Origin of the sequence: Cytobacillus kochii, from assembly GCF_044790165.1 — a bacterium.
Taxonomy (GTDB): domain Bacteria; phylum Bacillota; class Bacilli; order Bacillales; family Cytobacillaceae; genus Cytobacillus; species Cytobacillus kochii.
Genome location: NZ_CP085254.1, coordinates 3,827,011 through 3,841,774 on the forward strand (window position 1 = coordinate 3,827,011; position 14,764 = coordinate 3,841,774).

Here is a 14,764-nt window from a genome sequence, read left to right on the forward strand (position 1 = left end):
CTTACAAATATTTACCCAACTAAAACAGATTTAAACATCTTTTTAACTAGAAATACTTATATCCTTTTCAAGTAGGTATAATCTGCTCTATATACAAGCTTAACATTGATAGAACATAAAAAACACTTTTTAAGCCATTCTCTGAAAGCAAAAAAAGTGCTAAATTTTCTCAATATTGATCCATACAACTTGTGTCAATAACCCACGGTTCCCCTGTAGTCATATCAATCATCTTAATATGACCTGTAGTAAGTGGATAGGTCGGTAAATAAGTTAATGTGTATTGATGCTTCTCTATATTCTTTCCCCAGCTTAATTCCATAAAAAGCTTTTCCTTAATCATTTCTGTTGCAACTTTAAATGTAAGGCTTGCGACAAATGATACATGTGAGAAATCTTGGAGGACATCACTATCTACATCTACATACTTCACCAAACCTGTATCGTCTATTTGAATATGAACAAAAGCATCAGCTACTTGAACGCCTCTTTCTTGTCGAATAAACGTAAAATCGTATATGCCGTTTGCGGGTTTTTGACTTATAACATGATCGTCTAATTGTTGCAGTTTAAAATAATCATGAGGGTTATCACAAACTGCTTGTAACACTGATGTAGCAGTTAAAAGCGCCACTTTCGAATTAACAGGTCTAGAAGCAAACGTTTCAGAATCATCTAAGCCCATTAATTTAAGCAGTCTTCCATCCGCATTGAATACAAATTTTATCGCACCAGGGATGTCTAATTCATCATCTAATAAATCTTCCTCACTCACCCGTAAGGATTCTTTAGGTAACTTACTCCACACCTCTAGTCTACCACTTTTCTTTTTTGCTTCAGCTACAAGCATATGGTCTTCCGTCATTCCCGCCAAAGTATAAATATCTATAAATTCGGCTAAATGGGGTAAGGATGTCACCAGCGTTTTGCCTACACCAAACGAATCCGAGGTAAGCACCCCCCCATTTGTGTGAACACCAAGAATAAAATCCTCCAACTGATAAACATAGTGATACTCATCATCACCATTAACAAATATGTCTTTATCATACTTTGCAATAACAGGTAGAATCCTTAAATGATTTAAATAAATCCGCTTTGCTTCTTCATTCGTAATCAGTGTTTTTGGATAGACAAGTTCAAAATCCATGCTTTCTCTTTCGACTGCACTTAAAACCCCATTACTAAGCATTGTAAAACTAATTCCAGAATGAGGGAGTTCCTTATTCAATCGCTCATCTTTGCGATTATATAAAATCATATGATATTCACCTAAGTCAATATATGCTGACAAATATAACCCATGTCTGAAAGTCGAATCATAGAACCTTTCTATAAAATGCTCTGCTTGCATGATCATATCAAACTTACTCATTTCCCCTGGAATTTCATCTAGTTCATCCGTATAAATGAAAAACTCTGCCACACCTAATTCATCCATACGAACCGAGCCAATTGACTCTCCCCAATCTTCCAACAGGATATCATACACATTTTCTTCAAATTCCATCTGCTCCATAACTAAATCATCTGGGTTGATTCCTTTAAAATAGGTTTTTAGTTGTTCCATTATTAAGTGATTCAAAGCAGCTGTTCTCCTTTAGTTATGATTTAATTAACGTGCAGGAAGTGAAATTTTAACATTAGATCGTTTCTATTTAAAGGTTCTCTTTAATTCTTCCCATAATAATGACATCTATAAAATTAGAAAAGCGCAGGGCGCCCGCTTATCGGTGACAAGCATAAGACGAGCCGGCAGAAAGGTTGTTTTTTAACCTTTTTGACGGATTGGCTTATGACCTCGAGCCGATGGCGTCCGGAGCTAGACAAAGCCTCGTTAAACATTTCATATAACGCCAACGCCCTTATATTATCTGCACATACATCTAACTCTAATCTGATGAGCCCTAACTCTTCATCGGCAAGCTTTACTATTCGCTCAAGAAGCGTCTTACCAATCCCTCTTCCTTGTACTTCTTCATTAATAGAGATGGACACATTACCGCTATATCTCAACTTTCCACTTCTCTCTTCTAAGGAAGCTACCCCTCGAACATGACCGTTATATTCTGCAACAAATACATGGTCTTCTTTTGTAAGTCCTTCAATATAATCTTCAATATCTTTTAATCTCCCCGATGATAAGGCCATTGTCTGTTGAACTATAGAATCTTGCCTATGCATTTCATGAATATCTCTTGCATCATTTATATGTATCGGTCTAATCTTTATTTCTTCCCCCATATAAAAACTCCTTTTTTTTTGTCAAACTGTTCTGAATGAAAACTTATAAACTAAGACTACCACTTTTTTTAGTTTGAAAAATATTGCTTTACCTATTTACGAATGAACAGTATAAAAAGTTTCTTACCATTGCACTGACATAATCACTACGATACAAAATATATATGAAAGGAGGCATCGAGATATTTTATGAGCATCCAAAGGAGGGTAATTTGAATATGCTTGCTTTGTTCAGTCTTTTTTTAGTTGTCGGCTACAGTTTCTTTTTCTTTATTAGTGCCGTTAGAAAAAACAAAGAAATAGCTACCCAATATTCTAAATGTATTCCCATGGTGGTTGGTATGACGAGTAGCTTAACAATCGGTTTGATTATATCTGTGTGGTTACCAGAAATGGCTAAAGCAACTGTATTATCTATTCTCATTAGCGCTGTCATTGCCATTTTTATAGGACTACCGTTTAAAACAAACGGACTCGTTGAAGCTCAAGCGTCAAGTCTCATGGGAAGTATGATGGGGGCAATGCTAGGTATTATGTTAGTACCCAGTGAAGTTACATTTATGATCATTAGCATGGATCTGATTTATTTAATTAGTATTTTTGCCATGATGCTTCTCATGCACAAAAAACATTCATTAAAGGAAGCATTGAAAAATCGACCTGTGCCCTTCTATCTAACATTCTTATTAAGCATGGCCATTATCTGCGCATCGGGAATTCATCAAGAAGCCAAGAACTCAATTCATCCGATTGAAGAAAACACCCCACAAGTAGAACACCATCACTAGTTTAAAGATTAATTTCAATTATGTTATTGACTTTTCATGTAATAGATAATATTATGAATATAATTTAATAAAGCATTTTCTCTTATAAAGAGCGGCTGAGGGACTGGCCCTGCGACGCCCGGCAACCATTCATATACCCATATGAACAGGTGCTAAATCCTGCAAAATACTATTTGGTATTTTGATATATGAGAGAGGTTACTACTATTCTAGTATATTTATGCCTCTCATGATGAGAGGCATTTTTGTTTTTATAATTACATCAAAAGAGAAACGAGGAGAAGAAATGACTGCAACAATCGTAAAAGGGGCTCCAGGATATTATTTATTAGGTTCAGGCATTCTAACAGAACTCCCCGACCTACTTAAAGATATTTCTGTTTCCAAATACCATATAATAACCGGTAAAAAAGCTTGGCAAGCCGTGCAGCCCTACTTGCCGAAGGAAGTAATAGATAACAACATTCACCTTCATTACATAGAAGGTCACACTACCTTAAAAAAGGTCCATGACATCCAAGAAATATTAACAAATGATGGTGCTAATGGCGTAATTGGTATTGGTGGTGGGACAGCATTAGATATAACAAAAGCAGTTGCGATTGAAGCATCTGTTCAATCCATTCTTATACCGACAATCGCAGCTACCTGTGCCGCTTGGACACCATTAAGTGTTTTTTATAATGAAGAAGGCAGCTTTACTCATTATACCGAGTTTCCTATTGCGACAACCCTCGTATTGATTGAACCTAAAATTATTGCTAATGCGCCTATAACTTATTTAAAAGCAGGAATTGGGGATACATTAGCCAAATTTTATGAAGCTGAAGCTCTAATTGAAAGTCTTTACCATGAAGAAACACTACCTGTACCTAAACAAGTTTCGCAATTTTCAGCCAAAATTTGCCGAGATACATTGCTTAATGATGGTGAAGCCGCACTACAATCAGTAGCCAAAAACGAAACCTCACCAGCACTTATTCGAGTGATTGAAACGATTATCATGACTGGGGGCATGGTCGGTGGATTCGGCGAAAAGGCAGGACGAATCGCTGGTGCCCATTCGCTTCACAATGGACTAACCGTAGCGAATGCAGCCAAAGATTTCCTTCATGGGGAATTAGTCGCTTACGGGATTCTTGGTCAATTGGCCATTGAAGAAAAATGGACGGAAGTTGATTACCTTCTCCCGTTTTATGAGAGCTGGCAATTGCCAAGTAGTCTCTCTACTCTAAATATAGATGTGAATGACGAGCAATTAATGAAAACAATTGTGAAAAAGGCGATACTTCCAACTGAATCGATTCACTTTATGAAAAACGAGATAAGTGAACAATCTGTTTTACAAGCACTTCGATTATTAGAAAAACAAAATGAACAAAAAGGAGTTCAAACATCATGAAAAAATGGTTATTAACTGGAACATTCTTATTATCTTTAACAGGCTTAGCTGCATGTGGTAGTGATGAAGCCAGCAACTCTACAGAAGGGTTATATGACGATGAAGAATTAGTCATTGGTGTCACTGCAGGTCCACATGAGCAAATCTTAGAAAAAGTAATTGAATTAGCTAAAGAAGAAGATATCAATATTAAACCACAAGTATTTACTGATTATGTGATGCCAAATGTTGCATTAGCTGAAAAAGAGATTGACTTAAACATTTTTCAAACAGAGCCTTATTTTAATGCATTTAAAGAAGATAGAAATTTAGATTTAGTTAAATCTTTTGATACCGTGTCATTCCCGATGGGCATCTATGCACTCAATGTAAAAGATGTAGCTGAATTAAAAGACGGCGCAAAAATCGGTCTTCCGAGTGACCCAACAAATAGTGGCCGAGCTCTATTACTATTTGAAAAAGCTGGATTAATCGAATTAGATCCTGAAACAGGTATTAATTCAACTGTTCGTGATATTGAAAAAAACAATGGTAACTATGAATTTATTGAACTTGACTCTGCTCAAATCGCTCGTCAGCTAGAAGAGCTTGACGCTGCAGCTATTAACACGAACTTTGCGATTGAAGCTGGTTTTGTTCCTTCTAAAGACGCTATCTTTATCGAGCCTAAAGATTCACCTTACGTAAACCACGCTGCTGTCCGTACGGAGAATAAAGATGATGAAATTCTTGAAAAATTAGCTGATATCTACCGCAGTGAAGAAATTGAAAAGTTTGTTGAAGAGGAATTTGACGGATCAGTTATCGTCTCTTGGTAAAATGATTAAAAATGAGCGTTACGGAGGGAGCATCAAATCATGATAGAGCTTAAGAATATAACCAAAACCTTTACAGGAAAACAAGGAAGCATCCATGCATTAAAGGATGTCTCACTATCAGTGAATCAAGGCGAAATCTACGGGGTTATCGGATACAGCGGCGCTGGTAAAAGTACATTAATTCGCTGTGTGAACTTACTTGAAAAACCTGATAGTGGTTCTGTAAAAGTTAATGGGGTGGATTTAACCACGCTAACACCAGGAAAACTCCGTGAAGCAAGAAGTCATATCGGCATGATTTTTCAAGGGTTTAACTTATTAAAAACAGCAACAGTTTATGATAATATTGCTATCCCTCTTAAACTAACAGGATTAGATAAGAAAGAAGTAAAGAGCCGCGTTAATAAATATTTAGAGATTGTCGGTTTAAGTGAAAAACAAAATGCTTATCCAGCTGAGTTATCTGGTGGCCAAAAGCAAAGGGTTGCTATTGCACGTGCATTATCGCATGAACCAGAAGTATTACTCAGCGATGAAGCAACAAGCGCCTTAGATCCAGATACAACAGAGGCAATTCTTGATTTGCTCTTAAAAATCAATAAAGAATTAGGAATTACGATTCTCCTTATTACACATGAGATGAATGTTATCCAAAGGATTTGCGATTGTGTGGCCGTTATGGAAAATGGGGAAATTATTGAAGAGGGGCGAACGAAGGATATCTTTACCTCTCCTCAACACAGTACAACAAAAAGATTCGTTAATAGCTTATTTTCACATGATATCCCTGATGATCTATTAGAGGAATTAAGTGAAAGTGGCCAAGTGGCAACATTATCTTTCTTTGGTGAATCATCAGGTGATCCTGCACTTGCATTAGTAACGAAAAAATATGATATTTTCCCTAATATCTTATCTGGTAATATTACAAGATTAAAAGATGAAGCATTCGGACAGTTGCTTGTCCATTTTAAAGGCGATACAGCAGAAATTAACAAAGCCATACAATTTTTACAAGAGAAACAAGTCCATGTGGAAGGAGTGACACTCAATGAACGCCATCAACGAATTTCTTGATGCATGGGGTGCTGATTTATGGGAATCAACGATACAAACTTTCCAAATGGTTGGTATCTCTCTCGCTATTTCCATTCTGATCGGGCTACCATTAGGGATTCTTCTTGTTTTGACTAGACCAGGTAAAGCCCTAGATAATAAATTTGTATATAATGTGCTCAACATAGTAATTAACGTCATTCGTTCCGTACCTTTTATTATCTTATTATTTTTCATTCTACCGTTTACCAAGTTTATTGTCGGTACATCGATTGGTGTAAAAGGCGTAATTGTCCCACTTGTTATTTATACTGCTCCATATATTGCACGCTTAATGGAATCAGCATTACTTGAGGTTGACCGTGGGGTTGTCGAAGCCTATGAAGCAATGGGAATTAAAACAAGACATATTATATGGAATGTACTGGTTAGAGAATCTCGCTCTTCAATCGTTCTTGGACTCACGATTGCAACAATTGGATTAATTGGTGCTACAGCAATGGCGGGACTCGTTGGCGGCGGAGGACTTGGTGACTTAGCCTACCGATATGGACATTTAAGATATGAAGTTGATGTGATGTATGTCACAGTCATTTTACTGATTATTTTAGTACAAGGATTACAGTCATTAGGGAATTTCTGGGCTGCGAAGTTAAAGAAAGATTAAAGCAAAAGAGCCGAAGCATGTTCGGCTCTTTTCTTATTTCTGCTTGCAAATTCTTAAGAAAACTGGAGATGAAATTGTTCCTCTTAACTTTAGCTCTCTTCTCTTCTTCTCTTTAATTTCTCCCCAATTGCTAAAAATGATGGGACTAAGATTGGTAGCATAAGCAAGCTCAGCATGATTAGCCCAATTATCACAACTAGCGCCACTTCGATCAGTGTAATAACACCTGAAGGGATTAATGCAGCAAAGGTTCCTCCTAAAATAATAGCGGCCGATATCACTACTCCACCTATATTTTTCGCTGCCGTTAAGATCGCATTTACTGGATTACCATCCACTTCATTAAAACGCATCATAAGAAAGATACTATAATCGACCCCAAGAGCGATAATCATAATAAAGCCAAAAAACGGCACATTCCAGGCGAGTTCACCTACGCCGAGAATAGATTGACTCATCCATTCACTAATACCTAATGAAGTATAGTAGGCTAATAGAAGTGCAGCAATAATATATAACGGCTGCATAACAGAACGGGTAATGACCATTAGAACAATGCCAATGCCAATTAACATTATTGTTGCCGTTCGAGCGAAATCTTCTGTAGCAATATTTTGTAAATCTAGATTTTGCTGTGTTTGCCCACCGATTGCATATTCAGCATCTTGTAAAATGGTTGCATTCAAGCTTGCCGGTACTTGACGATTGACTTCCTCCATTACCTTCATCGCTTCATTTGTATAAGGATTTTCTTCTAACACTATCGTCAACGTCGTCATTTTTTGATTATCTGATACATACATATCAAGTGCTTGCTGGAATTCCTCTCCTTTTAACACTTCCTCTGGAATAAAGAATTTCTCTGAAGCTTTCGAGTCACTTAAGCCACTAAGATACTTATTTGCATCCTGTAAACCTTCTCCTACTTGATTTAGTCCATCTGTACTTTCTGCTAATCCCTTTTGTAACTCCACCATTTTCTCACTTAAATCATTTAAACCTGTTTGGAGCATGGTTTGCCCCTCATTAATTTGAGCTAAACCAGACGCTAATTCACCCGTTTTTGTTGCCATTTCGTCTGATGCATTTGCACCATTTGCTAACCCTGCTTGCAATTCATTTGCGCCTGACTCTAATGCAACTAAACCGTTTTGCAGTTTTTCTAAACCAGCATCCACTTGCTCTAGTCCTGCATTCGCTTCTGCAAACTGCGTCATCGCTCCTTCATATTGCGGATGGACAGCTTCTAATTGCGCATTTAACTCCTCAACTTGTTGCTTCGCCTCCCCTGCTGTTCCTAATGCTAATTGCATATGTTCATCTGAAGCAGCTTCGGGATTTTCTTCAATATAGTTTGTTAATGATTGCTCAATTTGCGTAAATGCTAAAGTCATGCTTGTTACAGCAGTATTCATCTGCGAAAATACATTGCCTGTATTCGAAAGACCTGTTTGCAGTTCTGTATAGCCACTCAATAATGTGCCAGTTGCACCAGAAAGCTGTTCCACACTTGCCTTCACATCTGCAACCCCTTGATTTAACTCACTTGCCCCACTACTACCTGATTGAATTCCAGTTGTTAATTCATTCAGTGCCTCAACTAAGGTCGACGCTCCGTTTTTAGCATTTGTTGTTCCATCAATGAGTGTTTGCACATCTTCTAATTGATTACTATTTTGATTGGCTGATAATTCTCCTTCAGCAGAAGATAAACCATCATGTATCGATCCTACCCCTTTGTTAGCATCCCCAATCCCTTGATTTAATTGATCTGTTTGATCATTTAAATAGAGTTCTGGTATTTTTTCTCCAGCTGGTCTTGTTACAGTTTGTACCTTGGATACGCCATCTACAGCTAATATTTTCTCTGTCAATTCATCTATCGCTTGCAATGACTCTTGTTGATTGAGTGATTGCTCATTTTTTATAACTAATGTTGCCGGTGCTGAAAACCCAGAAGGAAAATGGTCTTCTATCCGATTGATCCCCTGTTTTGATTCAAAAGAATCATCTACTTCAAGAAGGTCGTTATAGCTTAATTCTCCCGAGTATTTGAATACAAATGGCAAAGAGATAAGGAGGACAATAAGTAATGAGAGAAAAGGACGCATTATTGAATGTCCTGATAGAAATCCCCAAAATTTACTGTCTGCATGACCATCAAATTTCTTAGATGGCCAAAACATTTTCTTCCCTAATACGTACATGAAAAATGGATTAAATGTATACAACACTCCGACAAGGACTGCTACACCAATAGCTACTGCCGAACTAGCTTGATACAAGCTAAATTGAGCAAACATTAATACAATAAAACCAATAAACACCGCTAAACCACTATATAAAACAGTAATTCCTGCCGTACGATAGGTAACTTTCAGTGCCTCTAAAATGGATTCCTGCTTACTCAGCTCTTCTTTAAACCTCGTAAAAATTAAAATATTATAGTCCGTACCTATTCCAAATAAAATCACTACTAAGAATACTTGCGTGAAATTTGAAAATGGGTAATTAAATGATTCTACTAAGTTGGCAATAATAGACATAGAGACGATATAGGATACACCCACAGATAATAATGAGATAAACGGTATAATCGGTGAACGGAAAACAAGAATTAATACGAGTAGGATGAATACGACGGCAATTGCCTCGGTTTTCTTAATCCCATCCTGCGTCGCCTGAACAAAGTCTTCCATGACAAGTTCGTTGCCAGTAATAGAAACCTGGAGTGAATCTGTGATGAGCTCACTTCTAAGAGAATTAGCGACTTCCTGTAATTCTCCTTGCTCTCGATCAATAGAAATCTGCGCTAGTATGGTCGAACCATCTTCAGCTGTTAGAACCGAAGCTGCTTCTTCACCATCTAAATGCGTTGTCATCTCTTCGATGCCAAGTGTTGATTGTCTGGCTTTTAATTCTGAAAGAAGTTTATCTAATTCCTCTTTCTCCTGATTAGACATTTTCTTGCCATCTTTTGATCCTATTACTGCTATAAAATCATACGTATTTGCATTCTCATCCATTTCCTCTAACATATGTGAAGCTTCTCTACTTAAGGCATTATCTGGTATGGTTATTTGCCCCTTTTCTCTAACAAGGTCATCCATATTCGGCATCCAAAGGAAACTTAATATTGAGATAACAACCCACCCGAAAAATAATAGGGTTCTTACATTTTTAGACTTTGACACGTTCTGGCTCCTTTCTCTTTTTTATATACGGAATGAATATTCATTCCTATTTATGTTCAGCTTGAAATCAACTTTCAAGCTAGCTTAACTAGTTGGCTTTAATCGCATTCCAACAACATTCCTCTAAGTTATCCATTAAAGGAGAACTACCATCGATCGTTCCTGCCCGCACCATTTTTAATATTTGTACAATGGCACCATAAACAACACCTATCAAAGCCTCTGTTTGTAGAACAATAATTTCTCCTCTTTCTTGACCAACCCTAACAACATTAGAGATATACTCTATAAACGCATCAAAAAGTTCCTGACTCTCTTTTGTTAAAAACATTTCATTACAATGAGAATCAATGAAATGTAACGCATGTGTATCTCCCATCGCAAAGTGGTGAATACTCTCAAAGATATGATGAAATTGTTCACGGATACTTGCATCAGTCGGATAATCCTTTAATAATTGTTCAAATAACGCATTTAGTTTTTCCTGGAAGAGCACATTAACTAAGTTCTCTTTATGATCAAAATAACGATAAATCGTTCCTGCCCCAACCTTTGCAGCATCAGCAATCATTGGTACCGTCGTCCCGTTATACCCCCTCTCTGCAAATAAAACAATCGCGGCATCCAATATATCTTGCCGCTTCGACTTTTTTGCGTCCGTCATATACTCGCTCCTCACTTTAGTCAATATATGATTCGGAATGAACATTCATTCCTTTTGGGAATAGAATAATATATTTTTTTATATTTTACAAGAGAAAAGAGAGAGGTATTTGGACTTTAAGCAAAAATGGCAGACTTGCCATGATTATAGGAAGTTGTACACAAACAACTCTTTACCACACCATCTACGTTTTTGTGAGTTTGCGTATATGGTTTGCGCGCAATTCTTTGTTTGCAACTTCTCACTTTTGCGCGTATTCATGGTTTGCACGCAATTCTTTGGCTTCTCCTGCTCGCTTTTGCGCGTATTCTTGATTTGCACGCAGTTCTTTGTTTGCTACTCCTCGCTTTTGCGCGTATTCATGGTTTACGCGCAGTTCTTTGTTTGCCACTTCTCACTTTTGCGCGTATTCATGGTTTGCGCGCAATTCTTCGGCTTCTCCTGCTCGCTTTTGCGCGTATTCTTGATTTGCGCGCAGTTCTTTGTTTGCTACTCCTCGCTTTTGCGCGTATTCATGGTTTACGCGCAGTTCTTTGTTTGCCACTTCTCACTTTTGCGCGTATTCTTGATTTGCGCGCAATTCTTTCTTTGCTACTCCTCGCTTTTGCGCGTATTCATGGTTTGCACGCAATGCTTTGGCTTCTCCTGCTCACTTTTGCGCGTATACTTGATTTGCACGCAGTTCCCTGCCTTTTCCTTCCCACTTTTGTGTGTATTCATTACTTAAAGAATAACTCACCTAACGATGCCTGACTTGTTCACAAACTCCTACTTTACTTATCTTCCTAACCCCTCCTTCATTTAGCAAAAAGACTGACTCAAGAATAGAGTCAGTCTTTTTGCTACAAATTTACTTCACCGATTCACGTACAATAAAAGAAGCGGCAGTTGCCTCTTTCAATTCTTCTAATGTTACACCTTCTTGTAGTTCTACCAGTTCCATTCCTTTTTCAGTGAATTCGAAGACTGCCATGTCCGTAATAAGTACATGCACAACACCTTCACCAGTTAGTGGCAATTCACAACTCTTTTTCACTTTAGACTCACCATATTTATTACGATGGTCCATGATGACAACGATGCGTTTTGCTCCTTGAACAAGGTCCATGGCGCCACCCATACCTTTAACCATTTTTCCTGGTATCATCCAATTGGCTAAATCACCTGTTTCAGATACTTCCATACCACCAAGGATAGCAAGATCGATATGACCGCCACGAATCATAGAGAAGGATTCTGCGCTATCAAAATACGAAGCATTGCGTTTAGCTGTCACTGTTTCTTTTCCAGCATTGATAAGATCAGCGTCTACTTCAGACTCTTTCGGGTAGCTACCAATGCCCAATAAACCATTTTCGGATTGAAGCATCACATCAAATTCTTCAGGGATGCGATCTGCAATTAAAGTAGGCATGCCAATACCAAGGTTTACACACATACCATCTTTAATTTCTTTTACTGCTCTATTGAGTATTTTTTCTCTTCCACTCATGATTATGTCCTCCTTTTAAGCTTCTTTTCTCGTTGTTAGTCTCTCTATTCTTTTCTCATAAGCTTTTCCTTCATATACATGTTGAACATATACGCCCGGTGTATGAATCTCATCTGCATCTAATTCCCCCGCACCAACTAACTCTTCTACTTCAACAATCGTTATTTTTCCTGCTGTCGCCACAGTTGGATTAAAGTTACGAGCTGTTTTTCTAAAGACTAAGTTGCCAAATGGATCTGCTTTCCATGCTTTTACAAAAGCGAAATCCGCTACAATGCCTCTTTCTAAAATATATGTTTTCCCATCAAATTCTTTATGTTCTTTCCCTTTAGCAACCTCTGTGCCTACACCAGTTGCTGTGTAAAATCCTGGAATTCCAGCGCCACCAGCTCTTAACCTTTCAGCTAATGTACCTTGAGGAACGAGTTCAACTTCAAGCTCACCGCTTAAAAATTGTTTTTCAAATGTTTTATTTTCTCCTACATAAGAGGCGACCATTTTTTTGATTTGTTTATTTTGTAGAAGTAAGCCTAATCCCCAGTCATCCACACCACAGTTATTACTGTATACCGTTAGTTCCTTCGTTCCTTTTTCTTGCAGGGCTATAATTAGTTTCTCTGGAATTCCACATAAACCAAAACCACCTACTGCTATAGAAGCACCGTCCTGAACTTGTTCTAACACTTCATCTAAAGATGTAATTATTTTACTCATGGTATGACTCTCCTTCCATCTTCCTTATAAACTATTAGTTTAAATAAATAGTGAAATAGCAAAAGCTAATGCAAATACAGTAATCGTTTTTAATATTGTCAACACAAAGATATCTCCATATGATTGTCTATGTGTTAAACCTGTAATCGCTAATAATGTAATAACAGCACCGTTATGAGGAAGGGTATCCATTCCACCAGAAGCCATAGAAGCAATTCGATGAAGTAATTCTGGCGAGATACCTAATGTTTGTGCCATCTGTAAATATTGTGCACCCATTACCTCTAATGCGATTGATAACCCACCTGAGGCAGACCCAGTTACCCCTGAGAGTACGTTCACAGCAATTGCTTCAGAGACTAACGGATTATTGCTTGCATTAAATACCCAGTCTTGAATCGCTGTAAAACCCGGTAGCGTTTTCACAACATTACCGAAACCAACTTCAGAGGCAGTATTAAAGATTGCTAGTAATGAACCCATAGCGGCTGTCGTTAACCCTGCTGCCAAACCTGTTTTAATTTTTCTCACATTCGTGAGCATTGCGACAATTATTCCGATTGTTAATGCTGCAACGAGTGCCCATGTTGAAGTGACTGTACTTGGATCAGCAATATTGTATTGTTCAGAAAGCTGCGATGCATCATACCAGAATTTCGCAGACCAACTTGTGCGGCTAAAAATAAAGTTTAATGCAATCACGACAACAAGTGGTAAGATTGCTAACCAAAAACTTGGTAACGTATTCGGGTCGACTTTTTCAGGCTCGTTTTTATGCCCTGTACCATAACCTTCGCCATTCGCAAGCGCTTTCCTTCTACGACGTTCTAACCAAATCATCCCGCCAGTGAAGATAATAATTGCTCCTATGATACCTACAAGAGGTGCGGCATAAGCATCTGTTCCAAAATAATTCGTTGGTATAATATTTTGAATTTGTGGCGTACCAGGTAGTGCGTCCATTGTATACGTGAATGCTCCTAATGCAATAGCGCCTGGAATTAACCGTTTAGGAATATCAGCCTCTTTGAAGATAGCTGCAGCAAACGGATAAACAGCAAATGCGACGACAAATAGGGAAACGCCTCCATATGTTAACGCAGAACATGCAAGTACAACAGCTAAAATAGCATGTTTTGACCCTAGTGAGGATACAATTGTCCTTGCAATGGCTGCTGCTGCTCCTGTCATTTCCATCACTTTTCCGAAAATCGCACCTAGTAAGAAGATTGGGAAAAATGATTTGATATAATTAGCTGCATTCGACATATACGTCTCTGTATAGCTTGGTAATAATAACCCGCCAGATATGACAACAGCTAATAACGTAACAATTGGGGCAATAATAATAACTGGATAACCACGATAAGCTAAGAAAATTAAAAGTCCTAATGCTAGTATAATAGCAAAAATCTCAATAAACAATGAAATCCCCCTTTATTTTCGCTAACAAATCAAACTGACTTCTCCCCAGAGTCGTCCGATTGTTGCTTTTCTCCCCCTTTGTAACTCCCTCTTACTTTCATCTGTAGAAAACGTTTTCATTTCCATATACATCTCCCCCAAAATTTCTTTTGGAGTCATACTGACAATAAACCGTCTGTCAAAACTATGCAATGAATGTGCCAACTTAAAAATTCCCTCTATTCTTATTCTTTTTTATATTCATTCACATTTTTTCGCAAAAACCGTTCAGAAAAACTGTCACTTTTAAAACACCGCTGT

14 protein-coding genes and 1 riboswitch are annotated in these 14,764 nt (G+C 37.8%); of the genes, 5 read left to right on the forward strand and 9 right to left on the reverse strand.

Features of this window, described 5'->3' with window-relative positions; all coding sequences use genetic code 11:
* Positions 1-169 precede the first annotated feature (169 nt).
* Both LG276_RS19615 and LG276_RS19620 read right to left on the reverse strand, forming a co-directional pair.
* Entirely contained in the window at positions 170-1,585 is a 1,416-nt protein-coding gene (locus LG276_RS19615; RefSeq protein WP_341105882.1) for a hypothetical protein, read from the reverse strand.
* Positions 1,586-1,704: 119 nt separating this feature from the next.
* Positions 1,705-2,244: a GNAT family N-acetyltransferase gene (locus tag LG276_RS19620; protein ID WP_404292562.1), complete on the reverse strand. Its 540-nt coding sequence runs from the start codon at positions 2,242-2,244 to the stop codon at positions 1,705-1,707.
* 212 nt (positions 2,245-2,456) lie between these two features.
* Between LG276_RS19620 and LG276_RS19625 the strand changes: the two genes are divergently transcribed.
* From LG276_RS19625 to LG276_RS19645, 5 genes are all read left to right on the forward strand, one after another.
* Entirely contained in the window at positions 2,457-3,032 is a 576-nt protein-coding gene (locus tag LG276_RS19625) for a hypothetical protein (protein WP_404292564.1), read from the forward strand.
* A gap of 79 nt (positions 3,033-3,111) precedes the next feature.
* Positions 3,112-3,227: riboswitch (SAM riboswitch) on the forward strand.
* A 91-nt stretch (positions 3,228-3,318) separates the two neighbouring features.
* On the forward strand, positions 3,319-4,434 hold the full coding sequence (locus LG276_RS19630; protein ID WP_404292566.1) for an iron-containing alcohol dehydrogenase family protein: 1,116 nt from the start codon (positions 3,319-3,321) through the stop codon (positions 4,432-4,434).
* Positions 4,431-5,252, forward strand: a complete 822-nt coding sequence (locus LG276_RS19635) for a MetQ/NlpA family ABC transporter substrate-binding protein (protein WP_224937019.1) — start codon at positions 4,431-4,433, stop codon at positions 5,250-5,252. The genes LG276_RS19630 and LG276_RS19635 overlap by 4 nt, the downstream gene beginning before the upstream one ends.
* Before the next feature lie 39 nt (positions 5,253-5,291).
* Positions 5,292-6,329 (forward strand): methionine ABC transporter ATP-binding protein, encoded by a 1,038-nt coding sequence (locus LG276_RS19640; RefSeq protein WP_251162039.1) that lies wholly within the window; start codon positions 5,292-5,294, stop codon positions 6,327-6,329.
* Positions 6,304-6,975, forward strand: a complete 672-nt coding sequence (locus LG276_RS19645; RefSeq protein WP_224937021.1) for a methionine ABC transporter permease — start codon at positions 6,304-6,306, stop codon at positions 6,973-6,975. Before LG276_RS19640 ends, LG276_RS19645 begins: the two co-directional genes overlap by 26 nt.
* A gap of 89 nt (positions 6,976-7,064) precedes the next feature.
* Here LG276_RS19645 and LG276_RS19650 read toward each other — a convergent pair whose 3' ends face one another.
* The 7 genes from LG276_RS19650 to LG276_RS19680 form a co-directional block, all read right to left on the reverse strand.
* A complete protein-coding gene (locus LG276_RS19650; protein WP_404292568.1) occupies positions 7,065-10,169 on the reverse strand; it encodes an MMPL family transporter in 3,105 nt (1,034 codons plus the stop codon).
* Positions 10,170-10,257: 88 nt separating this feature from the next.
* A complete protein-coding gene (locus LG276_RS19655; protein WP_251162042.1) occupies positions 10,258-10,833 on the reverse strand; it encodes a TetR/AcrR family transcriptional regulator in 576 nt (191 codons plus the stop codon).
* A gap of 241 nt (positions 10,834-11,074) precedes the next feature.
* On the reverse strand, positions 11,075-11,224 hold the full coding sequence (locus LG276_RS19660; RefSeq protein ID WP_404292570.1) for a hypothetical protein: 150 nt from the start codon (positions 11,222-11,224) through the stop codon (positions 11,075-11,077).
* A 3-nt stretch (positions 11,225-11,227) separates the two neighbouring features.
* Positions 11,228-11,377: a hypothetical protein gene (locus LG276_RS19665; RefSeq protein ID WP_289434524.1), complete on the reverse strand. Its 150-nt coding sequence runs from the start codon at positions 11,375-11,377 to the stop codon at positions 11,228-11,230.
* A 306-nt stretch (positions 11,378-11,683) separates the two neighbouring features.
* On the reverse strand, positions 11,684-12,325 hold the full coding sequence (locus LG276_RS19670) for a 3-oxoacid CoA-transferase subunit B (protein WP_095371955.1): 642 nt from the start codon (positions 12,323-12,325) through the stop codon (positions 11,684-11,686).
* 15 nt (positions 12,326-12,340) lie between these two features.
* Entirely contained in the window at positions 12,341-13,039 is a 699-nt protein-coding gene (locus LG276_RS19675; protein WP_224937040.1) for a CoA transferase subunit A, read from the reverse strand.
* A gap of 39 nt (positions 13,040-13,078) precedes the next feature.
* Positions 13,079-14,464, reverse strand: a complete 1,386-nt coding sequence (locus LG276_RS19680; RefSeq protein WP_095371953.1) for a GntP family permease — start codon at positions 14,462-14,464, stop codon at positions 13,079-13,081.
* Positions 14,465-14,764: the final 300 nt, after the last annotated feature.

What these genes read in the sequence shown, in the direction of transcription:
- LG276_RS19640 (WP_251162039.1), top strand. Translation starts at nt 5,292, where the DNA reads ATGATAGAGCTTAAGAATATAACCAAAACCTTTACAGGAAAACAAGGA.
- LG276_RS19645 (WP_224937021.1), top strand. Translation starts at nt 6,304, where the DNA reads ATGAACGCCATCAACGAATTTCTTGATGCATGGGGTGCTGATTTATGG.
- LG276_RS19675 (WP_224937040.1), bottom strand. Translation starts at nt 13,039, where the DNA reads ATGAGTAAAATAATTACATCTTTAGATGAAGTGTTAGAACAAGTTCAG.
- LG276_RS19620 (WP_404292562.1), bottom strand. Translation starts at nt 2,244, where the DNA reads ATGGGGGAAGAAATAAAGATTAGACCGATACATATAAATGATGCAAGA.
- LG276_RS19635 (WP_224937019.1), top strand. Translation starts at nt 4,431, where the DNA reads ATGAAAAAATGGTTATTAACTGGAACATTCTTATTATCTTTAACAGGC.
- LG276_RS19655 (WP_251162042.1), bottom strand. Translation starts at nt 10,833, where the DNA reads ATGACGGACGCAAAAAAGTCGAAGCGGCAAGATATATTGGATGCCGCG.
- LG276_RS19670 (WP_095371955.1), bottom strand. Translation starts at nt 12,325, where the DNA reads ATGAGTGGAAGAGAAAAAATACTCAATAGAGCAGTAAAAGAAATTAAA.
- LG276_RS19630 (WP_404292566.1), top strand. Translation starts at nt 3,319, where the DNA reads ATGACTGCAACAATCGTAAAAGGGGCTCCAGGATATTATTTATTAGGT.